The sequence below is a fragment of the Brevibacillus aydinogluensis genome, from assembly GCF_961514395.1.
Taxonomy (GTDB): domain Bacteria; phylum Bacillota; class Bacilli; order Brevibacillales; family Brevibacillaceae; genus Brevibacillus; species Brevibacillus aydinogluensis.
In genome coordinates this window covers 2,270,865-2,292,199 of sequence record NZ_OY569118.1, presented here as the reverse complement: position 1 = coordinate 2,292,199, position 21,335 = coordinate 2,270,865, and the positions used below count along the sequence as shown (strand labels likewise).

General features: G+C 57.7%; 20 protein-coding genes and 1 other annotated feature. Of the genes, 14 read left to right on the top strand and 6 right to left on the bottom strand.

Going from position 1 to position 21,335, the window contains the following annotated elements; translation table 11 throughout:
- The first annotated feature begins 44 nt into the window (after positions 1-44).
- The 10 genes from Q7F15_RS11245 to Q7F15_RS11200 all read left to right on the top strand — a co-directional run bounded on the left by Q7F15_RS11245 (position 45) and on the right by Q7F15_RS11200 (position 10,505).
- Entirely contained in the window at positions 45-1,205 is a 1,161-nt protein-coding gene (locus Q7F15_RS11245) for a D-alanyl-D-alanine carboxypeptidase family protein (RefSeq protein WP_171565544.1), read from the top strand.
- On the top strand, positions 1,198-1,788 hold the full coding sequence (locus tag Q7F15_RS11240) for a nucleoside recognition domain-containing protein (RefSeq protein ID WP_171565543.1): 591 nt from the start codon (positions 1,198-1,200) through the stop codon (positions 1,786-1,788). Before Q7F15_RS11245 ends, Q7F15_RS11240 begins: the two co-directional genes overlap by 8 nt.
- A 15-nt stretch (positions 1,789-1,803) precedes the next feature.
- Positions 1,804-2,337 carry a spore maturation protein gene (locus Q7F15_RS11235; RefSeq protein ID WP_171565542.1) on the top strand — a complete coding sequence of 178 codons (534 nt, stop codon included), beginning with the start codon at positions 1,804-1,806 and terminating at the stop codon, positions 2,335-2,337.
- A 103-nt stretch (positions 2,338-2,440) separates the two neighbouring features.
- Entirely contained in the window at positions 2,441-3,190 is a 750-nt protein-coding gene (locus Q7F15_RS11230) for a pseudouridine synthase (RefSeq protein WP_212132036.1), read from the top strand.
- A gap of 115 nt (positions 3,191-3,305) precedes the next feature.
- Positions 3,306-3,830 (top strand): thiol-disulfide oxidoreductase ResA, encoded by a 525-nt coding sequence (gene resA, locus Q7F15_RS11225; RefSeq protein ID WP_171565540.1) that lies wholly within the window; start codon positions 3,306-3,308, stop codon positions 3,828-3,830.
- A gap of 12 nt (positions 3,831-3,842) precedes the next feature.
- On the top strand, positions 3,843-5,498 hold the full coding sequence (resB, locus tag Q7F15_RS11220) for a cytochrome c biogenesis protein ResB (RefSeq protein WP_171565539.1): 1,656 nt from the start codon (positions 3,843-3,845) through the stop codon (positions 5,496-5,498).
- Positions 5,499-5,523: 25 nt separating this feature from the next.
- Complete coding sequence (ccsB, locus tag Q7F15_RS11215) at positions 5,524-6,753, top strand: c-type cytochrome biogenesis protein CcsB (protein ID WP_304414376.1); 1,230 nt, start codon at positions 5,524-5,526, stop codon at positions 6,751-6,753.
- A gap of 95 nt (positions 6,754-6,848) precedes the next feature.
- Positions 6,849-7,565 carry a response regulator transcription factor gene (locus Q7F15_RS11210; RefSeq protein WP_171565537.1) on the top strand — a complete coding sequence of 239 codons (717 nt, stop codon included), beginning with the start codon at positions 6,849-6,851 and terminating at the stop codon, positions 7,563-7,565.
- Position 7,566: 1 nt separating this feature from the next.
- Positions 7,567-9,348, top strand: coding sequence for an ATP-binding protein (locus Q7F15_RS11205; RefSeq protein WP_171565536.1), 1,782 nt, complete (start codon positions 7,567-7,569; stop codon positions 9,346-9,348).
- A 20-nt stretch (positions 9,349-9,368) separates the two neighbouring features.
- A complete protein-coding gene (locus tag Q7F15_RS11200) occupies positions 9,369-10,505 on the top strand; it encodes an HAD family hydrolase (protein WP_304414375.1) in 1,137 nt (378 codons plus the stop codon).
- A gap of 115 nt (positions 10,506-10,620) precedes the next feature.
- Here the strand turns inward: Q7F15_RS11200 and Q7F15_RS11195 are convergent, their stop codons facing one another.
- The 6 genes from Q7F15_RS11195 to Q7F15_RS11170 form a co-directional block, all read right to left on the bottom strand.
- Positions 10,621-11,904, bottom strand: coding sequence for an ArsB/NhaD family transporter (locus tag Q7F15_RS11195; RefSeq protein WP_304414374.1), 1,284 nt, complete (start codon positions 11,902-11,904; stop codon positions 10,621-10,623).
- Positions 11,905-12,030: 126 nt separating this feature from the next.
- Positions 12,031-13,614 carry a phosphoglycerate dehydrogenase gene (gene serA, locus Q7F15_RS11190; protein WP_171565533.1) on the bottom strand — a complete coding sequence of 528 codons (1,584 nt, stop codon included), beginning with the start codon at positions 13,612-13,614 and terminating at the stop codon, positions 12,031-12,033.
- Positions 13,607-14,761, bottom strand: coding sequence for a pyridoxal-phosphate-dependent aminotransferase family protein (locus tag Q7F15_RS11185; RefSeq protein ID WP_304414373.1), 1,155 nt, complete (start codon positions 14,759-14,761; stop codon positions 13,607-13,609). The genes serA and Q7F15_RS11185 overlap by 8 nt, the downstream gene beginning before the upstream one ends.
- A gap of 71 nt (positions 14,762-14,832) precedes the next feature.
- Positions 14,833-15,078: a binding site (T-box leader), on the bottom strand.
- 295 nt (positions 15,079-15,373) lie between these two features.
- Positions 15,374-15,871 carry an inorganic diphosphatase gene (locus tag Q7F15_RS11180; protein ID WP_171565531.1) on the bottom strand — a complete coding sequence of 166 codons (498 nt, stop codon included), beginning with the start codon at positions 15,869-15,871 and terminating at the stop codon, positions 15,374-15,376.
- A 134-nt stretch (positions 15,872-16,005) separates the two neighbouring features.
- Positions 16,006-16,215 carry a ferredoxin gene (locus tag Q7F15_RS11175; RefSeq protein WP_171565530.1) on the bottom strand — a complete coding sequence of 70 codons (210 nt, stop codon included), beginning with the start codon at positions 16,213-16,215 and terminating at the stop codon, positions 16,006-16,008.
- Positions 16,216-16,318: 103 nt separating this feature from the next.
- Positions 16,319-17,236, bottom strand: coding sequence for a hypothetical protein (locus Q7F15_RS11170; RefSeq protein WP_304414372.1), 918 nt, complete (start codon positions 17,234-17,236; stop codon positions 16,319-16,321).
- 108 nt (positions 17,237-17,344) lie between these two features.
- On the opposite strand from Q7F15_RS11170, the gene Q7F15_RS11165 reads away from it, so the two are divergent.
- The 4 genes from Q7F15_RS11165 to Q7F15_RS11150 are packed head-to-tail and all read left to right on the top strand — an operon-like array spanning position 17,345 to position 21,274.
- Positions 17,345-18,424 carry a YpbB family protein gene (locus Q7F15_RS11165; protein WP_304414371.1) on the top strand — a complete coding sequence of 360 codons (1,080 nt, stop codon included), beginning with the start codon at positions 17,345-17,347 and terminating at the stop codon, positions 18,422-18,424.
- Positions 18,421-19,998 (top strand): RecQ family ATP-dependent DNA helicase, encoded by a 1,578-nt coding sequence (locus Q7F15_RS11160; protein ID WP_304414370.1) that lies wholly within the window; start codon positions 18,421-18,423, stop codon positions 19,996-19,998. Before Q7F15_RS11165 ends, Q7F15_RS11160 begins: the two co-directional genes overlap by 4 nt.
- The gene (locus Q7F15_RS11155) at positions 19,995-20,576 is read left to right on the top strand and encodes a CPBP family intramembrane glutamic endopeptidase (protein ID WP_171565527.1); all 582 of its coding nucleotides are present in this window, start codon (positions 19,995-19,997) and stop codon (positions 20,574-20,576) included. The genes Q7F15_RS11160 and Q7F15_RS11155 overlap by 4 nt, the downstream gene beginning before the upstream one ends.
- The gene (locus Q7F15_RS11150) at positions 20,573-21,274 is read left to right on the top strand and encodes a LysM peptidoglycan-binding domain-containing protein (RefSeq protein ID WP_304414369.1); all 702 of its coding nucleotides are present in this window, start codon (positions 20,573-20,575) and stop codon (positions 21,272-21,274) included. Before Q7F15_RS11155 ends, Q7F15_RS11150 begins: the two co-directional genes overlap by 4 nt.
- The last annotated feature ends 61 nt before the right edge of the window (positions 21,275-21,335 follow it).

Below are 21,335 nucleotides of genomic sequence, written 5' to 3'. Positions count from 1 at the left end.
TACTGGTACAAACTGCCGGTACTACATTCGTTGGGGAGGACGTTATGAAGGTACGGAAAAAACTGTGCGGCGTGCTCGTCGTTTTTCTTTTTTGGCAGATATTTTTCATGCAGCAGCAGGTGGAGGCCGCAAACGGGTTCCCCGACGTCTCCGCGGAAGCGGCCGCCCTGATTGATGTGGCCAGCGGGCGCATCCTGTACTCCAAAAACGGAACGAAAAAAATGCGGATTGCCAGCCTGACCAAAACCATGACGGCGATTGTGGCAATCGAGTCGGGCCGGCTTTCGGACGTCGTGACCGTGCCGAAGGAAGCGGTCGGAGTGGAAGGCTCCTCCATCTACCTCAAGCAGGGCGAAAAGCTGACGCTGGAAGAATTGCTGTACGGGCTGATGCTCCGCTCCGGCAACGACGCTGCCGTGGCCGTGGCCCATCACGTCGGCGGATCAGTGCCCGGTTTTGTCTACCTGATGAATGAAAAGGCGGCGCTGATCGGCATGACCCACACCAACTTCACCAATCCACACGGTCTCGACGACAGCAACATGCACTATTCCACCGCAGAGGATATGGCCAAGCTTTCCGCCTACGCGCTGCGCAATCCGATCTTTCGCCAAATCGTCTCGACCAAGGTAAAGACCATTTCGTGGGAAGGGGAGAAATGGGACCGGCGCTTGCAGAACAAAAACAAGCTGCTGCATCTGTACAACGGCGCGGACGGAGTGAAGACCGGCTACACCAAGCTGGCCAAACGCTGTCTGGCTTCCTCCGCTACGCGGGACGGTCGGCAGCTGGCGGCCATTACGCTCAATGCGCCGGATGACTGGAATGACTCAATGAAGCTGTTGGACTGGGGGTTTGAGCACTTTGCCGTGAGCAAAGTCGTGGCCAAGGGGCAAACGATTCAGGCAAATGTTGCAGCAGAAGATCCATCGCTGCGTCTGGTGACGATCAACGAGTTTGCCTACCCGCTGCAAAACGGCGAAGCCGAACAGATCCGCACGAAAGTGGAACTGCTCCAGCCGTCCGTGACGAAGCGCATGATCGGCAGTCACGTCGGATTTTTGCAGGTGTACCTCGGCGACCGATTGATCGGCCGGGTGCCGCTCACCGTGCAGGATACCTCACCGGCCTGGACGCCCGGGCGGACGCGGACGTTCTGGGACCATGTCTGGGAGATCATGGCGGGAGGGATGTGGAGTGCTTAACGTCATCTGGCTCGCCCTGATCGTCGTCAGCATCGTCGTGGCCGCCGTCAACGGACGGCTGGATGCGGTTAATCAGGCAGCATTTGAAGGAGCCAAAACAGGGGTGACCGTCGCGTTCGGGCTGGTAAGCGTGCTGGCCTTCTGGATGGGCTTGATGCGCATCGCCGAGAAAGCGGGGCTGCTGGATGTGCTCGCCCGGCTGATGGCGCCGCTGATCAAGCGGCTGTTTCCCGACGTGCCCAACGGACATCCGGCCATGGCCTACATCTTGTCCAATATGAGCGCAAATCTGCTCGGGCTGGGCAATGCGGCCACGCCGATGGGACTGAAGGCGATGGAGGAATTGCAAAAACTGAATCCCGACAAACAGCACGCCACCCCGGCCATGTGCACACTGTTGGCGATCAACACGGCCAGCATTACCCTGATCCCCACGACGATGATTGCGATTCGCATGCAGTATGGCTCGGCCAATCCGGTCGAAATCGTGGGCACGACGCTCCTGGCGTCGTTCGGCGCTACGGCTGTCGCCCTGCTGCTGGATCGTTGGCACCGATACCGTCACACCCGCAGGCTGAGATAAAGGAGGGAAGCCGGCATGTACCAATGGGTTTCCCTGATTTCGTTGTGGGCCATTCCGGTCACGATCGCGTTCGTGCTGGTGTACGGCTGGCACAGGCGGATTCCCGTGTACGAGACGTTTGTCGACGGAGCCAAAGGCGGGCTGACCACGTCCATCCGCATCCTGCCCCATCTGATCGCGATGATGGTGGCTGTTACGATGTTCCGTGAATCCGGAGCGCTGGAACTGCTGCTCTCCGTCCTGAAACCGCTGCTCGAGGTACTGCACGTGCCGGAAGAGATCGTCCCGCTCGCGCTGCTTCGCCCGCTTACCGGCACGGGGTCGCTGGCGGTGGCCACTGACCTGATTGCTCAGTACGGACCCGATTCGTTTATCGGCAGGCTGGCCGCCACGATGCAGGGAAGCACGGATACCACGCTGTACGTGCTGACCGTCTACTTTGGCGCGGTCGGCATCCGCAATTCCGCCTACGCCCTGCGGGTTGGGCTGTGGTCAGATCTGGCGGGCGTCATCTTTTCGCTGTTGATCGTCTCCTACGTCTTTGGCTGAACCGTGATGCGCTGGTTGGAAAACTTCCCGGTCGAGGGAAGTTTTTTGTTGTTCTTGTCCACACTGGTAAGAATGGGTATGATGTTGTAGAGGTGAACCATCCATGGAACGGTTGCAAAAAGTGTTGGCGCACGCCGGCGTCGCCTCACGCCGCCACTGCGAAGAATTGATTGTGCAGGGGCGGGTGCAGGTAAACGGCAAAGTGGTGCGGGAATTGGGAACGCGGGTCGATCCCGACACGGACCGGATCGTCGTCGACGGACGTCCGATTCGACTGGAACAGCACGTCTACCTGCTGCTGTACAAGCCGACGGGTGTCATCACCAGTGTCTCTGATCCGCAGGGCCGCCGCGTCGTCACCGATCTGCTGAAAGGTGTAAAGGAACGGGTCTATCCAGTGGGACGGCTGGACTACGACACGTCGGGTCTGCTGCTGCTGACGAACGACGGGGAACTGGCCAACATGCTGACACACCCCTCCTACGAGATTGATAAGGTGTACCGCGCCTGGGTAAGAGGAGTGCCCAGCCCGGCAAAGGTTGACAGACTGGAGCGGGGAATCAAGCTGGAGGACGGCATGACGGCTCCCGCACAGGCAAGGCTGCTGAAGACGTCGGCCGCCGGTGATCGGGCGCTGCTGGAGCTGACGATTCACGAAGGGCGCAATCGCCAGGTGCGCCGCATGTGTGAAGCGATCGGCCATCCGGTGTTGAGTCTGGAGCGCGTCAAGTTGGGGTTTCTCACGCTGGAAGGACTGGAGCCGGGACAGTACCGGCCGCTGACGACGTCGGAAGTGGAGCGGTTGAAACGGGGCCTGACCCGGGACCGCAAGCACTTGCCGCACCGCCGCTGAATCAGCGTTCAAAATCTGTTCATATCTTGTTCGCTGGCGGAAAATCAAGGAACGTTATAATAAATAAAGGAAGCAAACAGGCCGGCAACAGGCACAGATGGGAGTTAGGACAATCATGAACAAGAGCAATCGTACATACATCAGAGTGGCGATTCTGGGCGTTTTGCTGGCGGCACTGGTCTTCGCCGTTTATTCCAGCTTTGTAAAGGACCCCAACGCGGTGAAAGTAGGCAGAGACGCTCCAAATTTCAGCCTGGAACAGCTGAACGGCCCGTCCATCGCCTTGTCTGATTTGAGGGGAAAAGGCGTCGTGCTCAATTTCTGGGGGACGTGGTGCGGCCCTTGTAAACAGGAAATGCCCGCCCTGCAGAAGCAGTACGAAGCGTACAAGGACAAGGGACTGGTGATTGTGGGAGTGAACATCGGCGAAACACCGGTCGCTGTGGAACCGTTTCTGAAGCAGTTTGGCGTGACTTTCCCGATCTTGATGGACCGCGAGTCGCAAATCACCAAACTGTATCGCATTGATAAAATTCCGTCGACGTTTTTCATCGATCCGGACGGAGAAGTCAAGGAAATTTTCTTGGGGCCGTTAAACGAGGACATGATCGCCGAAAAAGTGGCCAAAATCTTGCCGTAAGAGAGGAGCAACATGGATCAGCGAAAATGTGAATGCGGACACGCCAATCCGGTTGGCACGCTGCTGTGTGAATCGTGCGGCAGGCCGCTGGAACAGGAGTTGACCGCACAAACCGGAGAGGCTGCACAGAATGGACGGGTCGCCTTTCCCGACATGCGTTACGAAGGGATGGCCCGTCGATCGCAGACCAATACGAAAAGCCTGATTGACCGGGTGTGGAATTTCTTCTCATCCGTCAAGGTCGCCATTGCCATTATCCTTGTGATTTTGATCGCCTCCGCCATCGGTACGATCTTTCCGCAGCAGCAGTACATTCCCGTACCGGTTCCGACGGAGGATGACGTCGCCAGGTTTTACAGCGAGACGTACGGTACGCTGGGGCAGATCTACTACGCGTTGGGGTTCCACAACATGTACTCGTCGTGGTGGTTTGTCACGCTGCTGGTAGCCTTGGGCACATCTCTGATCATCTGCAGCCTGGACAGGGTGATCCCGCTCTACAAGGCGCTGAACAAACCGCGCGTCAACCAACACGTTTCGTTCCTGCAAGGGCAAAAACTGTACGGCGAAGCGGAGCATCCCGCCGAGACCGAGCCGGGTGCGCTTGCCGATAAGGCAGCCGAAGCCCTGCGGAAAAAAGGCTACCGCATTTTCCGCGACGGCGATGCGCTGATGGCGGAAAAAGGCCGGTTCAGCCGCTGGGGTCCCTATGTCAACCACATTGGGCTGATTATCTTCCTGATTGGCGTCCTGATGCGGAATATCCCCGGCTTTTACCTGGACCAGTTCGTCTGGGTGCGTGAGGGGCAGACCGTGGCGGTGCCGGATACGCCGTATTACATAAAAAACGTGGCGTACCATACCGAGTACTGGTCAGAAGAGGAGATGCCGCAAGCGCTTGATCTGAACGGGGGCGTAATCCCGAAAAAGTACCAGACGGACGCGATTCTCTATCTGAACAAGAACGCCGATCTGCCCGGCGCCAAGCCGGAACTGGTCGAAGTGAAGCGGGGATCGATCCTGGTAAACCACCCCTTGATCCATGAAGACCTGTCTTTGGTCCAGTCGGGTGTGCAGGAGATGCAGTTGGGCGCACTCAACTTTGAGCTGATCGACAAGCAGGCTGGCGGCAAAGCGATCGGTCCGATCAGGCTGGATCTCTACGAGCCCAATCCGGAACTGCAGGTGGGCGACGGGATCAAGGTTCGCGTACTGGATTACTTTCCCGACTTTGTCATGGGAGAAGACAACAAACCGGCGACAAAGACCAACCTGCCGAAAAATCCGATGTTCGCATTGGAAGTGATCTCGGAAAAAGACAACGTGCGGGAAAAATTGGTGTACGTGAGCGGCACGATCATCACGCAGAAAGCGGACTCCCGTTACACACTGGAGATCAAGATGCCGGACCTGATCGACATTTCGGGTCTGATGGTGCGCATCGACAAGGCGGTACCCGTGATCTACTTCGGTTCGATCATCTTCATGATCGGCGTGGTGATGGGCTTTTTCTGGCAGCACCGCCGGATATGGGTGCAGTTTCATGAGGGGCGGCTGCTCCTGGCTGGCCACACCAACAAAAACTGGTACGGGTTGCGCAGAGAGATGCAGATGCTAATTGAACAGACGGGGCTGCAAATCGCGCTGCAGGACAGATCGAAAGCGTAAGCGGCTCCAAGGAGGGTAAATTGACGTGCAGCTCATTCAACTGAGTGATTGGCTACTGGATATTGCCTTTGTGCTGTACGTGCTCTCGTCGATTGTATTCGTCGTCGCGATGACGGGGAAAAACTGGGCGGGACGCGATCCGAAACAGCACGAATTGAAGTATGGCCGGACCGCCTACTGGCTGGCGGTGGTCGGTTTTCTCGCCCAAACCGGCTACGTGGTGACGCGATGGATTGCCGGCGGCCACAGCCCGACCAGCAACATGTTCGAATTTATCGCGTTTCTCGATTACTGTATCATCCTGGCCTACCTGATCATCTACCGCATCTACAAGCTGACCGTAATTGGCATGTTCGTGTTGCCGCTCGGGGTCATCATGCTGGCGTACTCGTACGTCTTCCCCAAAGAGATTACGCCGCTGATCCCGGCACTGCAGAGCTACTGGCTGCACATTCACGTCACCACGGCTGCTCTGGGCGAGGGGATTTTGGCAGTCGGTTTTGCCGCCGGGCTGATGTACCTGGTGCGGACCGTCCCGCAAGACAGGGCGACGAAGAGCACCCGCTGGCTGGAAACGGTTCTGGCCGTGGTGCTGATGCTGGTCGGCTTCATCGGGATGGACTCCGCGTTCGCCCGCATGGATGCCAAGACCGTCTTTGAGCTGAACCAAAATCAGGAGAACACTCAGAACCAGGCGGGCAACACGAAGATAGAGTATACCCTGCCGGCCATCGTTGCGCCGAATGGTTCCACGGTAGTCCAAGCAGGTCCGATAACGCCGCTGTTCGAGGCGCCCGCCTGGATGGAAGGCAAAGATGCGGCCCGGAAGCTGAACACGATGATCTGGTCCGTCATCTCCGGGCTGGTCCTGTACGTCGGCTTGCGGCTGATTTTCCGCAAACGGCTGGGAGCCGTCATACAGCCGTCGTTGAACAGCATTGAACCGGAACTGCTGGATGAGATCAGCTATCGCGCCGTTAGTATCGGCTACCCCGTGTTTACGCTGGGGGCGCTGATTTTCGCCATGATCTGGGCGGAAGAGGCGTGGGGCCGCTTCTGGGGCTGGGACCCGAAAGAGGTGTGGGCGCTGATCGTCTGGCTGTTTTACAGCGCGTATCTCCACCTGCGCCTGTCTCGCGGCTGGATCGGCGCCAAATCGGCCTGGATGTCTGTCATCGGGTTTGTCATCATCCTGATTACGCTGGTGGTGGTCAACCTGGTGATCGCCGGACTGCATTCCTACGCAGGGGTGTAGTGCCGGCAGACGCCGCAAATTGCTGGCCTGTCCGCCAGCGTTTGGGACGATCTGATTCATTTTGATTGAAAACATGGACCCAAGGGGTGTATGGTATGGAAAAAGCGGCACGCATTCTAGTGGTGGATGATGAGGAACGCATTCGCCGTCTGCTGAAAATGTACCTGGAACGAGAAGCGTTTGTCATCGACGAAGCGGACAACGGGGAACAGGCATTGGAGATGGCGCTGGCGACCGACTACGACATCATTTTGCTCGACCTGATGCTGCCCGGCATGGACGGGATTGAGGTGTGCCAAAAAATCCGCGAGCACAAAGCGACGCCGATCATCATGCTGACCGCCAAAGGGGAAGAGACCAACCGCGTGCACGGCTTCGAGGCCGGGGTGGACGATTACGTCGTTAAGCCGTTCAGCCCGCGTGAGGTCGTATACCGCGTCAAGGCGATTCTGCGTCGTTCTTCGGCTACCGCATACCTCAAGACGGATAACTTCAACAGCCACTCGGTCCTCGTTTTCCCTGATCTGACGATTGATCACGACGCTCACAAGGTGATCGCCAGCGGGCAGGAAGTAAACCTGACGCCCAAGGAATACGAGCTGCTCCATTACCTGGCGCTGTCGCCTGACAAGGTCTTTACCCGTGAGGAGCTCCTGAAAGACGTGTGGCATTACGAGTTTTTCGGCGATCTGCGGACCGTCGACACGCACATCAAACGGCTGCGGGAAAAATTGAACCGCGTCTCACCGGCTGCAGCGCAGATGATTGCCACCGTCTGGGGCGTAGGCTACAAGCTTGAGGTGCCGAAGTAACGTGGACGTCATCTTTAAAAGCGTAGTCGGCAAGCTGTGGATGACCATCATCGCACTGTTTGCCCTGGTGCTGACACTGTTTAGCCTGATGCTGGTTCAGTCGTTTGACTCCTTTTATTTTAACCGGCAGACGAAAAACCTGCAGGAATTGGCAGAAGGCCTGTCCGAAAGCCTGGCTGCCTATCCGGACAAACGGGCAGCGCTCGGCATCGCCTCCAGTTTTGGCGCCATTCACCGCACCGGTCTGGTGATGGTCGATCAAATGGGCAAGCTTGTGGGCAAAAGCGAAGGCATTGGAAAGCCAATGGTCCCGGTGGAACAACTTCTTGCCGCACCAGAGCTGAAGCTGTCCGAGGCACTGGCCGGCAAACACCCCGCGCCGGGACGCATCCTCTTTACCAATAATCCCACAGACCGGAACGCGCGCATGCAGATTATGGCCGTTGCCGTTCCGATCGAGCTTTCTCCGGGCATGCGGGGCGCGATTGTCATGTACCAGGCGATTGAAGATTTTGACGATACGGTGCGGGAAGTGCGCAAGCTGATTTTCGTCGTTGGCGTCATCGGGTTCATCTTAACCACGGTTTTCGCCTTTTTCCTGTCTTCGCGCATCACTTCTCCGCTGCGGCAGATGAAAGAGACGGCACACCGGATCGCGGAAGGGGATTTTCATGCCGAAATCCCGATCCGGACGACGGACGAGATTGGCGAGCTGGCAGCTTCGTTCAACACCATGGCCAGCCGGTTGAACCAACTGGTGGATGCCCTTTCCAAGGAAAAGGAGCAGTTGGCCAGCGTCCTGCGCAGCATGGTGGACGGCGTGGTGATGATCGACGAGCAAGGGAAGATCGCCGTCGCCAACCCGCCGGCCAAACATTTTTTGCGCGACTGGGAGTACGAGCACCCGGATGAACCGGTTCCGCTGTTTGCCTTTTACCAGCAGGTGGTGCAGAGCGGCCGGGAGGTAACCGAGGATCTTCCCGTTCAGGGACGGATCTGGTCGCTGGTGATGGTGCCGCTGAACGACCGGGAGCAGATTCGCGGGGCCGTGGCCGTGCTGCGCGACATGACCCGGGAGCGAAAGCTGGACAAGATGCGCAGCGACTTTGTGGCCAACGTGTCACACGAACTGCGCACGCCGCTGTCCATGCTGCAGGGGTACAGTGAAGCGATCGTCGACGATATGGCCGCCTCGCCAGAGGAACACAAGGAATTGGCCCGGATCATTTACGACGAGTCGGTCCGCATGACCAAGCTGGTCAACGAACTCCTGAGCATCGCCAGGATGGAAGCCGGCCACGTCGAATTGAATCTCGAGCAAATCGAACTGCGCCCCTACCTGGAGCGCATTCAACGGAAATTTTCCAACTTGGCGAAGGAACGCGAGATTCATCTGCTGCTCGAAATCGACACGAAGCAGACGACGGCACTCGTCGATCCCGACAAGATGGAGCAGGTGTTGACCAACCTGATCGACAATGCGCTGCGCCACACCCCCAACGAGGGGACGGTGACCCTTCGCGCTCGGGGAGACAAAACGCTTCTGCTCGAGGTGTGTGACACGGGCAGCGGCATTCCGCAGGAAGATCTGCCGTTCGTATTTGAGCGCTTTTACAAGGCAGACAAGGCACGGACGCGGGGCAAGGCGGGCGGCACCGGACTGGGATTGGCCATCGCCAAAAATTTGGTGGAAGCCCACGGCGGAACGATCAGCGTGCAGAGCAAACTAGGAGAAGGCACGACCTTTACCATCGCTTTGCCGGACAAACCCAAGAACAAATAGCACAATAGGAGTGGAGAGAAATGATCAAGACGATACTGTTTGACGTCGATGGTGTCATGTTGAGTGAAGAGCGCTATTTTGATGCATCCGCCCTGACTGTCTGGGAAATGCTCCACAGCCCGCGCTATCTCGGCCTAGCCGGGGATACGTTCACGCCCAGTCCGGATGAAGCGGAAATTCGGCGCGTCCGCAAGCTGGTCTTTGCCGACGATGAAGTGCTCTCCTTTATCAAGTCGCGCGGCATCAACTCCAACTGGGATATGGTGTTCCTGACCTTCGCCTACCAGGTGATCCGGCTGTGCGAAGCTCTGAAACCGGCACTGGGTCAGCAGGCCACCGATCTGCTGGCTGGCCAGCTGAACCGCGCCCAGCTTGCCCGCCTGTCGGAGTGGGCAAAGGCGTACGTCCCTGACTTTTCCATTGAATACGCCAAGTTTACCAAGGATTTTGCGCGAGGCTCCGCGCAGAAAGCGGAAATGCTGCTCTATCTGAACCAGATTGCATTTGAGCGCTGCGGCGTCGTGACCAATGCGTTCTCGCGCAACAGCGACTTGTGGCGGCTGTGTCAGGAGACGTTCCAGGAATGGTATCTGGGCGATGAACGTGTGGCTGCGTCCATCGGCCGAGAAACACACCAGCCGGGGAAAAAGGGGTTTTTGACCGACGAAATCCCGATCGTCAGCCCGGAGGAACTGCAAAAGCTGTTTCGCACGTTAAAGGACAAGGGATATACGCTTGGCATCGGCACGGGCCGTCCTACTATTGAGACGCATGTTCCGCTCAGCGAACTGAAGGTGCTGGAATTTTTTGATCCGGAACGGGTGGTGACCGCCAGCCACGTGTTGGAAGCGGAAGAGGAGATTCCGGCCAGCGCGCCGCTGTCCAAGCCGCATCCGTTTTCCTATCTGAAAGGGCTGCTGGGTCTGTCCACGCCCAATCGCGAAGTGCTTGACCAATCGCTGCCGATTGCCAACGGCGACGAGGTGCTGATCGTCGGCGATTCGCTGGCCGATCTTATGGCGGCCCGCGCCATCGGCTGCCGCTTTGCAGCTACACTGACCGGTTTGACCGGACAGGAAGCCCGCCGCAAGTTTGAAGACGAACAGGCGGATTATATTCTGAACGATGTCCGCGAAGTTCTCTCCATCCTCGAATAGCGCATCAACCGGTTTCGCCGCCCCGGCATGGGGGACAGGCAGGCCGGATCTCTCCAATAAAAAACGGCTCCCGCGGGAGCCGTTTTTTGTACTGCCTGTCCATGCAGTTTGTTTCCTACAGCACAAAATAACGCAGATAGACGTACACATGTGAAAGGATAATGGACATGATCATCAGAGGAAACGCTACTTTCAGAAAACCCAGAAAGCTGATGTGATGGCCTTCCTTCGCAGCCAGCCCGGCCACGATCACGTTGGCGCTGGCGCCGATCAGCGTGCCGTTGCCGCCCAGGCATGCGCCCAGTGCCAGGCTCCACCACAGCGGTTCCAGATTGGTGATGCCCAGTGTGCCCATTTCCTTGATCATCGGGATCATCGTGGCAACGAACGGGATGTTGTCGACAAACGCGGATGCGATCGCGCTCAGCCAGAGAATCAGCAGGGAGGTGTGCAGCGTATTGCCGCCGGTCAGATTGATCGCCTCTTCTGCCAGTTTGGCGATTACGCCGGTATGAACCAGCCCGGAAACGAGGACGAACAGGCCGACAAAGAAAAAGATGGTGGTCCACTCCACCTGGCCTAGCGCCTCTTCCAGGTAGTGTTCACCAGTGAGCAGCAGCAGCAGGAACGCCCCGCTCAGGGCGATGGTTGCCGATTCCAGATGCAGCACGCCGTGCAGTATGAAGCCAATAATCGTCAGCGTCAGCACGGTCAGCGACTTTTTCAGCAGCTTGACATCGGTGATTTCGGCGCGTTCGTTCATGGTCATGATCTGAGCTTGCAGTTCCGGCGAGGTGACGAGCTGCTTGCGGTAGATCAGGACCAGACAGCCGATCGTGGCTGCCAGAATGACCACGACCACAGGCGCCAGGTTGACCAGGAACGACATGAAGTCCAATTCCGGGACAGCGCTTCCAATCATGATGTTGGGTGGATCCCCGATCAGTGTAGCCGTGCCGCCCACATTGGACGAGATAATTTCGCTGATCAAATAGGGCATCGGGTTGACCTGGAGCTGCCGGGCGATGCTGAAAGTCACCGGCACGATCAACAACACGGTGGTGACGTTGTCGAGTAAAGCGGAGGTCACAGCCGTGACGAGACTCAGGTAGATGAGAATGCGCACGGGATTGCCCTTGGCCAACTTGGCGGCGCGGATGGCCATGTACTTGAAGACGCCCGTCTTGGCGGTAATTGCGACGAGAATCATCATCCCGATCAAAAGACCGAGTGTGTTGAAGTCAATGTGCTCGATTGCTTGCTCCTGATTGACAATGCCAAACAGGACCATCAGGATGCCGCCGGCCATGGCGACAATGGTGCGGTGAATCTTTTCACTGATAATAAACGCGTACGTTACCAAAAAAATGCCGATGGCGATTAGTGCTTGGTTTGCCATATCGATCTCCTCTCATGTGGTGGCTTGTCTCGTACTATTATACCTGTAGCATTTCAATAGGTAAAGAAACGGCCTGGTGCATGAGACCAGGCCGTGTACAGAAGACCATGCGGCAACCATTTCTGCCTACAGTTCGATCTGCGTCACGCTTTTGACTTCCGGCAGCTCGCCCATGCTGTCCAGCAGTTCGGCGGAGACCGGCTTGTCGACAGAGAGCATCATGATCGCGTCGCCGCCGATGTCACGCCGTCCCACCTGCATGGTGGCAATATTGACGTCGTTGTTGCCGAGAATCGATCCGACGCGGCCGATGACGCCGGGACGGTCGTTGTGGTGGATGTACAGCAGGTACCCTTCCGGAGCCACGTCGATGGCAAAGTCGTCGATCTTGACAATCCGCGCTCCGTAACCGTTGAGGCGGGTACCGGCGACGGTGCGCGTCTGCTGTGTGGTCTTCAACGTGACCGTCAGCAGGTTGGTAAAACCACGATTGTGCGCCGATTTTTTCTCCGTGACCGTAATGTCGCGCACTTTGGCCAGAAGCGGCGCATTGACGTAGTTCACTTCTTCGCCCAGGCGGAAGGAGAGTACACCTCTCAGCACGGTTCTTGTCAGCGGTGCCGTGTCCACATCGGCCAGTTCGCCGCTGTACGTGATCGCAATTTCCTGAATCGAGCCGACCGTCACCTGTGCCAGGAAGTTCCCCAGCTTTTCGCCGAGGGTAAAGTACGGCTGCAGGCGTTCCATCACGTGCGCCGGAATGGACGGGAGGTTGACCGCGTTTTTGAACGGCTCGCCGCGCAGCACCTTGAGAATTTCGGCCGATACGTCAACCGCCACGTTCTCCTGTGCTTCCTGTGTGGAGGCGCCCAGGTGGGGAGTGACCACGACCTGCGGCAGGCCGATCAGCGGGTTGTCTACCGGCGGTTCTATTTCAAACACGTCCAGGGCAGCCCCTGCCACTTTCCCGGTCAAGATGGCTTCATACAGCGCCTTTTCGTCGATAATGCCGCCGCGGGCACAGTTGATGATGCGAACGCCGTCTTTCATCTTCATAAACTCGCGGGAGCTGATGATATGGCGCGTCTCCTTCGTCAGCGGAGTATGGACGGTGATGAAATCAGCCTGCCGGCAGATGTCGTCGATCGTGGCGTGGGTGACGCCCAGTTTTTTCGCCCGTTCTTCCGTCAGGAACGGATCGTAGGCCAGCACGGTCATGCCGAACGCCTTGGCTCGCTTGGCCACCTCTGTGCCGATCCGGCCCAGGCCGATGATGCCGAGCACCTTGTTGTTCAGCTCTACGCCCTGAAAGCTTTTTCGGTCCCAGGTTCCATCCGTCAGTTTTTTGTGTGCCTGCGGGATGTTTCGGGCGACGGCCATCAGCATGGCGAAGGAGTGCTCCGCCGTGGAGATCGTGTTGCCGTCGGGAGCGTTGATGACGACAACCCCGGCTTCGGTGGCCGCGTTGATGTCGATGTTGTCCACGCCCACGCCGGCGCGGCCGACCACTTTCAGTTTCTTGCCGGCAGCCAGCACCTCAGCGGTCACCTGCGTCTGACTGCGGACGAGCAGGGCGTCATAGTCCCCGATTACGGAAAGCAGATCGGTGGGGGAGAGGTTGGTTTGACGCACCACTTCCACGTCGGGGGCGTCAAGCAGTTGCTGAATGCCGTGTTCGCTAAGCGGGTCGGTAATCAGGATTTTATACATGAGCAAAAAGCACCTCCTGTGCAGCTTTGACACCTGCTCCCAGCTCAACGGGAGCACCAATTTGACGGAGCGACAGTTCGAGGGCGGCAATCACCTGCAGCACGTCGAGCGGTTCGCAGTAGCCCATGTGGCCGATGCGGAAAATCTTGCCCTTGAGGTGCTGCTGGCCGCCGGCGATAACAACGTTGTGGCGGGTGCGGAGTACTTTTCGCAGCTCCTCTGCGTCGAATGCCCCTTGGGGATCGCACGAGGTGACCGTCGGCGAAGCGTAGGCGTCCTCGGCCATCAGCGGCACGTTCAGCGCGCGCATTGCGGCGCGGGTCATGTCGCGCATCAGTTCATGCCGCTTGATGATGGCCGGCAGTCCCTCTTCCTCCAGCATGGAGCAGACTTCGTCCAGACCGAATACCAGCGACACGGCCGGCGTGTAAGGCGTCGTGTTTTCGGCCAGGCTTTTGCGGTAGGCCTTCAAGTCGAGGTAAAAGGCCAGCGGCTTCTTCTGATCAATCACCTGCCAGGCTCGCTCGCTCGCGGCCAGGAAGGCCAATCCGGTCGGAAGCATAAACGCCTTTTGCGAACCGGTTACGACGATGTCCACGCCCCAGGCGTCCATTTCGCAGGCGACCGCGCCCAGACAGCTTACCGCATCCACGATGAACAGGGCGTCCGAATGCTGGCGCACCACCTGTGCCAGTTCGCGAATCGGGTTGAGCACGCCGGTCGACGTTTCGCAGTAAGTGGCGAATACGGCTTTTACCTGCGGCTTGTCAGACAGAAACGCCTGAAGCAGATCCGGAGTGACCGCCTTTCCCCAGGGAACTTCCAGGCGGTGGGCAATGACGCCGTAGCGTTCGCAGATTTTGGCAAACCGTTCGCCAAACGCGCCGCTTACCAGAATCACCGCCTCTTCGCCCGGCTGCAGCGTGTTGACCACGCTCATCTCCAATGCGCTGGTGCCGCTGCCAGCGAGGATGAACACGTCCTGGCTCGTGCCGAAGTACGGCTTCAACCGTTTGGCAGTGCGGGCGAACAGCTCGGAAAACTGTCCGCTGCGATGGCCGATCATCGGCTGGTTCATCGCCTGCTGGACGCGAGGGGGGATGGGGGTAGGTCCTGGTATGCGCAGGATCATTTTGTCTGCAAACATGGATTTCTCTCCTCCTTGACAAGTGCATATAAAAAACCTCCCGTTCCCACACTGCTCCTGTTCGCGGAACAGTGAGGGACGAGAGGCTTGCTTCGCGGTGCCACCCTCATTCGTTCTTCTTCTCGCAAAGAAGAACCTTGCCAGGTACGAGACCTGTGAGATAACGGATCAACCGTTCGCGCCTACTGGATGCCCGGGACATCGGTTCAGCGCAACAACTCGGAAGTGCTCATCCTTGGTGGGAACCACCGATTCGCAGCGACCATCGGCTCTCTGAGGGTTTCCCGTGCCAGGCATCTCTTCGTCATCGTTGTTGAAGTATTGAAGCTGTTTCAGATTTGTAATTTACAATATCACGAGGGTTTGCAGACGTCAAGCAAAAAAAGAACATTACTTAATAAATTAGATTTTTTGTTCGTAAAATAGTAGCGTTTTCACTGATGGAAGGTGTATTTTTGGGTTAAAAACCGAACGTTATCCAATTGGTTTTATAAAAAATGGAAAATTTCCAGCTAGAATGTTCGGATTTTCCGTGCAGCGGGAGCTGATGTATGCAAAAGCCCTGTGTCTCGGTGCAAGACACAGGGCTCATCGAAGATCGGCTCCAGGCGATCAGTTGTTGGCGGCGTAGCGAGCCAGGCACTCGTCGATCAGGGCTGCTGCCTTTTCGGGGCCTTCCCAACCCTCGATCTTGGTGGTTTTGTTCTCCAGGTCTTTGTAGCGCTCGAAGAAGTGGGAGATCTCCTTCAGCACATGCGGCGGCACGTCGTCCAGGGACTTCACATGGTCGAAGCGCGGATCGTCCACCGGAACGCCGAGCAGTTTTTCGTCCTGCCCTTTGTCGTCAGACATGATCAGCACACCGATTACGCGGGATTTGATCACGCAGCCCGGGAAGGTCGGGAACGTGGTCAGCACGAGGATATCCAGCGGATCGCCGTCCAGCGCCAGCGTTTTGTCCAGGTATCCGTATTCGGTCGGATAGTGCATCGGCGAGTAGAGGACGCGGTCCAGGCGGAATACGCCGGCTTCCTTGTCATACTCGTATTTGTTTTGGCTGCCCGCGGGGATTTCGATAAACGCGTCAACGACTTTGTTTTCGAAAGACATCTTTGCTCCTCCTCACAAAAAGATGATTATGTACGGACTGTCCACATTATAGCAGGAACCGGCAGCAAAAGAAAGAAATGAAAAAACCCCCCATGTCTCGAGAGGCATGAGCGGTTTTTTTGTTTGTGGGTAAATTATTCTTCCACCTTAATGGAATCGGTCGGGCATCCTTCTGCAGCGTCGCGAACGTCGTCCTGCAGGATGTCCGGGATTTCAGCGGTGTTTGTGTTGTCATCCAGCTTGTTGTAAGCCAGACCCTCGTCATCGTAATCGAAGACGTCAGGAGCAGTAGCGCCACAAGCACCGCAAGCAATACAGGTTTCTTTGTCTACCCATGTGGTCATCGTGGTTTCACCTCCCATACCCGATGGTACGTCCACTGTCATAACTCATTTTATTCGTTGTATGAAAAGATTTCAAGAATGAATCACATCTAAAAATAGACCCCTATCGGAATATGGGAAGTTCCGGCGTCTTCACGGCCGGGTACAGTTTGAGCTGAAGCTGCTTGAAATCGCCAACTTTCACCATGTCGGCGGTCGTTAACAGCCGGAGGGCTGCATTCACGTCTTGAAGTCCGAGGCTCTGCCATTCGTTGGACGACATCAGCATGTCCAGCCGCGCCGTCAGATCTTCCGGATTGTACGCCGTCCATTGTTTGTGATGGGTCAGCGCGGTTGCGGCCAGGTATGTGCGATAGTGAAACGGGTACTGTTTCCACTGGGCAATGCTGAGTGTCTTCGGCGTTTCTTTCGGCATTGGCTGTTTGGTGACATACGATGACTCCCACAAGGCCAGCGCCTGGTAGAGCAGTTCCTGTCCCTTCAGCCAACTGTTCTGGGACAACGTGAGGCGAGAGGCAATCTCCTCGGGTTCGAGTATATTACTATTCTGATCGGAGAGCAACTGCTCGATACTATCCAAATAAGCCCGGACGCTGTCCAGGAAGATGCTTTGGGACTGGTTCAGCAGGGGAGCGGTGGTGAGTGCCGCCGGTTTCTCCAATTGCTTGATCGTCTCTTTGGCTGCCTTCACCAGTTGGTTGAGCGAATCGGTCCGCTGCTGTGTGTCCATGCGGCTCCAGTCTGCCATCTTGTCAAAGTGGGCTTGCTTCAGTTCCAGCAGCGGAGCGTACACGGCGTAATGAAAACGGATAAAGTCCTGTTCACTGTACAGTTTTTGTTCCCGCAGCAGCTTTTCCTGCTCCAGCATTTGCTTCTCTGTCTGGGAAGCTGCCGCTTGCTGTTCCTCCATCGCAGCTTTCATGTACCGGGCGCCGAAAAAAAATCCGCCAACAAAGCAGGCAAGTGTTATGATGATCATGTACGCAACGAGAAATTCAGATTTGGTTAAACGTTTGTTCATACGATCCTCCAGTATCCTTTTGTACGATAGTAAGTGTGTAGTATGTGGGGAGTGAAAAATCGAGTACCCATGAGCAGTCCTACCTTAGCCGAACTGGAGCATGATTTCATGCAGGCTGTCACCCTCAACGGATTGAGTCCGCTGGCGGGAGAACGGACCATCCAGGCGCTGTATTACATTCTGCGCGGCCGCAAGACCAACCAGACGCTGCAGGATGTGCATTTGTTCGCCCTTTATCCGTATTATCGGATGATTCCCCGCCTTTTGAAAGAGGATTGGGAGAAAATTGTCGACGCACTCATGCAGCAGGGATTGATCCGCCTGGTGAGCCCGCCGGGGGAAGGACGCAAGCCGTCCTATGAACTGACGGAAGCGGGGGAGACCTGCGCCGCAGCCGGACGGGAGAGGTATCAGCTGGGATTCTGGTTCCAGCCGTTTGCCGGGACCGAGGTGGCTGAGCCGCTGGACCTCTTTTGGCGCCGCCTGCACCTGCTCGTCCAGACCGTCTCCCACCTGCTGGCAAACGACTTGTCCTTTCAGCCTGTCGTACAGGACAAGCAGGTGCAGCAGTGGGTGAAGCAGCGTCTGGGAAGACCGGAGCAGCGGGAACGCTGGCAGGAACATCTGGCGGACGAGCTGTACCGCCTGCTGGAACCGCTTCCCGCCTCTGTTCAGGAAGTGGTCGTCGCCCGCTTTTCCGGTGCGGCCCAATCGGGGCAAACCTTGACCCAACTGGCGCTGGACAGGCGGGAAGCCCCTTCGTACATACAGCTGCAATTTCGATACGGGCTGGCGCGGGCGTTGGATGCGCTGCGAAGCGAGAGCGGACGGTTTCCGCTGCTGGCCGAGCTAGCCGGTCCGTCCGGCAGCGGGGAACGGCGGCTGAGCGATAGCGCCGAGCAGACGTACGCGCTCCTGCGACAAGGCTTCTCGGTCGCGGAGATCGCCCAGAGACGAAGAATCAAACCCAGCACGGTGGAGGATCACCTGGCGGAAATCGCCCTGCGCTGCCCGGAGTGGGACTGTTCGCGCTTTCTCTCGCCCGCGTTGGCGGAGAGGATCGTGCAGGCTAGTGAACAGTTGGGCACGAACCGGCTGCGCGTCGTGAAGGACCACCTGGGGCCAGACGTATCCTATCTGCAAATCCGTTTGGCGCTGGCGCGGCGGAAGGGAGGGACGACGACGTGATAAACGGTGATCTGCTGACCCAAGCGCTGCGCCGTCACTTTGGCTATGAAACGTTTCGTCCCGGCCAGCAGGAGATTATTTCTCGCCTGCTGCAGGGAAAAAACGTGCTCGGCCTGTTGGCGACCGGCGGCGGAAAGTCGCTGACGTACCAACTGCCCGCGCTTCTCTTGCCAGGAGTGGTCGTCGTGGTCTCTCCGTTGATTTCCTTGATGGTGGACCAGGTGCAGCAGCTTCGCGCCAGGCGGAAAATTCCCGCTGCCTACCTGAACAGCACCCTGGACCCGGCAGATTCCCGGCAAATCATGCGCGACATCAGAAGCGGCGCCTGCAAACTGCTCTATGTATCTCCGGAAAAGCTGCAGCAGCCGATCGTGCAGGAGACGCTGCGCAGCGCAGGTGTTTCGATGGTTGCCGTCGACGAAGCCCACTGCATCTCCCAGTGGGGGCATGATTTCCGCACGGACTATCTGCGGCTGCCGGACGTGATAGAGAAGCTCGGCGGTCCGCCGGTACTGGCTGTAACCGCCACCGCCACGACAGCGGTGAGAGAAGAGATATGCCGCTTGTTGAAGATTGAACCGGAGGACGTGGTGGCGCTTCCGCTCAATCGAGCCAATATCGCGATCGACGTGATCGCCGCAGCCAGCGAAGCCGAGCGCCGGGAACAGGTGATGGCCGCGATGGACCGCCTGCGCGGGCCGGGGATTGTCTACTGCAGCACACGGCAGGCTGTGGAGACGCTCGTCGCCGCTTACCAGTTGGACGGAAAAAAACGGGTTCACGCATATCACGGCGGCATGAACAGCATGGAACGGATGCTGGTACAGACGCAGTTTTTGCGCGGAGAGCTGGAAGTGATCGTGGCGACCAACGCATTTGGCATGGGAATCGACAAGGCCGACATCCGCTACGTGATTCACTACCACTTTCCCGCCAGCCTGGAAGCCTACGCCCAGGAAATCGGACGGATCGGCAGGGACGGGGCACCCGGTTATGCTGCGCTGTATTACGTGGCGGATGATTTGCACATTCACGCGCACATGCTGGAAAACGAGTACCCGACTGCAGAAGAGGTGGCCCGCTTTCTTCGCCTGCTGAACAGGGAGGGTTCACTGCCTGCAGAGGTGCTCACCGCGGCGGAGATCGACGCAGACATGGCCCGGCTGCTGTTCTTTTACGCTGAACAGAGCGGCCTGTTGAGGGAAGTGGCGGTCACGCGCGAACAGTACCACTACACCTTGTCCGATGTGCCGTCGGACGGTGAAGCGCTCCAAAACCACGTGCAGCGGGTTTGGCAGGCCACGGAATGGAGCAGGCGGCAAAAGCGGCAAAAGCTGTCGGACATGCTGCGCTGGCTGGAGGGGAGCGGCTGTTTGCGCCGCGAGTTGAACCGGTACTTTGGTGAGGATGACCAATCCTATTCGCTGGCTTGCTGCTCCCGCTGCGGCCTGGAGCTGTCCCCCTATCTGGAGGAGACGCACTTGGCTCGTCCGCCTCAGAGAGAAACGATCTGGAATTTGCGGGAGGCATTGGCCCGGCTGCTGCCGAATCGTAAGGGAGGGAAGGGGCCGTGAAGCGACGATGGGAAGAATTCGATCCGGCCGCTCTGAGGCTCAATTTGTGGCTGACCCAGTTCATCGTGCTGGCGGTGGCTGCAATCGGCAGCTTATGGGTGCACGGTTGGAAAGGTACCCTGCTGCTGTTTGCGCTGCCGACCCTGCCGGAACTGGCGCGTGCAGGAGCCGTCGCGCTTGCGGTCGTTCTGGCCAGCATCCTGATGGACCGGTATCTGCCGCGACGATGGCAGGATGACGGCGACATTAATGAACGAATTTTTCGCGGTCTGCCTTTTGGGACCACCGCTTTGCTGTGCGCAGTGATCGGAATCGGGGAAGAATGGCTGTTTCGCGGTGTGCTTCTGCCGCTGATCGGCAATGGATGGACAAGTCTGGTCTTTACCCTGGTTCACGTCCGGTACCTGCAAAAGCCGCTGCTTGTCGCAAGCGTCTATGGCACCAGCTGGCTTTTGGGCTGGCTGTTTGAATCGGGCGGGCAGCTCGTCACACCGATACTGGCCCACATGGCGATCGATTTGCTGCTGGCTCTCTACATTCAATACGGATGTGCAAGCGAGAGGAGGAATCAGGAGTGACAAAGGGCAGAAGCAAACGGATGCCGGAAACGTTCCGGGTGAGTCCGGAATCGGACGTGCACGAACTGCCTCCGCGGCGGTTGCGCCACAAAAGGGGGCGGCTCTCATACAAAGCTGTTCTCAGTTCCGGCCTGGCCATTTTCGGCTCGCTGTTTCTCGTGCTGGTGGCCGCAGAACTGTACCAGGCCCATCAAACGTCGTCGAATCCCCCAGGTAATGAGACAGCACGAGCGGAGCAAGCCGCAGCCGGACAGCCGTCTGCTATCGCCCAAGCGGACGGCTCGGCTCCGTCTGCTTCCCCCGTCGGTTCGGCCGCTGTCAGTGGCGGTGAGGGAGGACACGCAGCGGCCATCGTGAACAACCCAAGCAGCGGATCGCTGCCTAATGAATCGGCGCAGACAAAAGCGAATGCTGTCGCGGGAACGGCGTCAGAAAAGCCTGCCACAGAACAGACAAACGCCACCACTCCTGCCTCCTTCGGGCATACTTCGTCTTCCGGTAAAGTCCAAGCCGCCAAGCCGGCGCCTAAGCCTAAGGTAAAGCGCCACGTCGTTCAAAAGGGGGAGACGCTGTTCATGCTGTCCCGACTCTACTATGGAAACAACGGAGGGGTCTCCCGGATTGCGAGATACAATGGGATTAGTCCGGAGGCCAAGTTGAAAGCAGGTGACGTATTGTCGATTCCTCTGTCGCCGTGATGAGCCGGCAGTCAAACGGACATGCTAAGGGAAAACCGAGAGACGGGCAGGTGACGATGGC

Bases quoted from the DNA above. Each gene is read 5' to 3' on its own strand.
- Q7F15_RS11245 (WP_171565544.1), top strand. From the start codon at position 45: ATGAAGGTACGGAAAAAACTGTGCGGCGTGCTCGTCGTTTTTCTTTTT.
- Q7F15_RS11235 (WP_171565542.1), top strand. From the start codon at position 1,804: ATGTACCAATGGGTTTCCCTGATTTCGTTGTGGGCCATTCCGGTCACG.
- Q7F15_RS11230 (WP_212132036.1), top strand. From the start codon at position 2,441: ATGGAACGGTTGCAAAAAGTGTTGGCGCACGCCGGCGTCGCCTCACGC.
- resA (WP_171565540.1), top strand. From the start codon at position 3,306: ATGAACAAGAGCAATCGTACATACATCAGAGTGGCGATTCTGGGCGTT.
- resB (WP_171565539.1), top strand. From the start codon at position 3,843: ATGGATCAGCGAAAATGTGAATGCGGACACGCCAATCCGGTTGGCACG.
- Q7F15_RS11210 (WP_171565537.1), top strand. From the start codon at position 6,849: ATGGAAAAAGCGGCACGCATTCTAGTGGTGGATGATGAGGAACGCATT.
- Q7F15_RS11200 (WP_304414375.1), top strand. From the start codon at position 9,369: ATGATCAAGACGATACTGTTTGACGTCGATGGTGTCATGTTGAGTGAA.
- Q7F15_RS11195 (WP_304414374.1), bottom strand. From the start codon at position 11,904: ATGGCAAACCAAGCACTAATCGCCATCGGCATTTTTTTGGTAACGTAC.
- serA (WP_171565533.1), bottom strand. From the start codon at position 13,614: ATGTATAAAATCCTGATTACCGACCCGCTTAGCGAACACGGCATTCAG.
- Q7F15_RS11185 (WP_304414373.1), bottom strand. From the start codon at position 14,761: ATGTTTGCAGACAAAATGATCCTGCGCATACCAGGACCTACCCCCATC.
- Q7F15_RS11180 (WP_171565531.1), bottom strand. From the start codon at position 15,871: ATGTCTTTCGAAAACAAAGTCGTTGACGCGTTTATCGAAATCCCCGCG.
- Q7F15_RS11175 (WP_171565530.1), bottom strand. From the start codon at position 16,215: ATGACCACATGGGTAGACAAAGAAACCTGTATTGCTTGCGGTGCTTGT.
- Q7F15_RS11170 (WP_304414372.1), bottom strand. From the start codon at position 17,236: ATGAACAAACGTTTAACCAAATCTGAATTTCTCGTTGCGTACATGATC.
- Q7F15_RS11165 (WP_304414371.1), top strand. From the start codon at position 17,345: ATGCAGGCTGTCACCCTCAACGGATTGAGTCCGCTGGCGGGAGAACGG.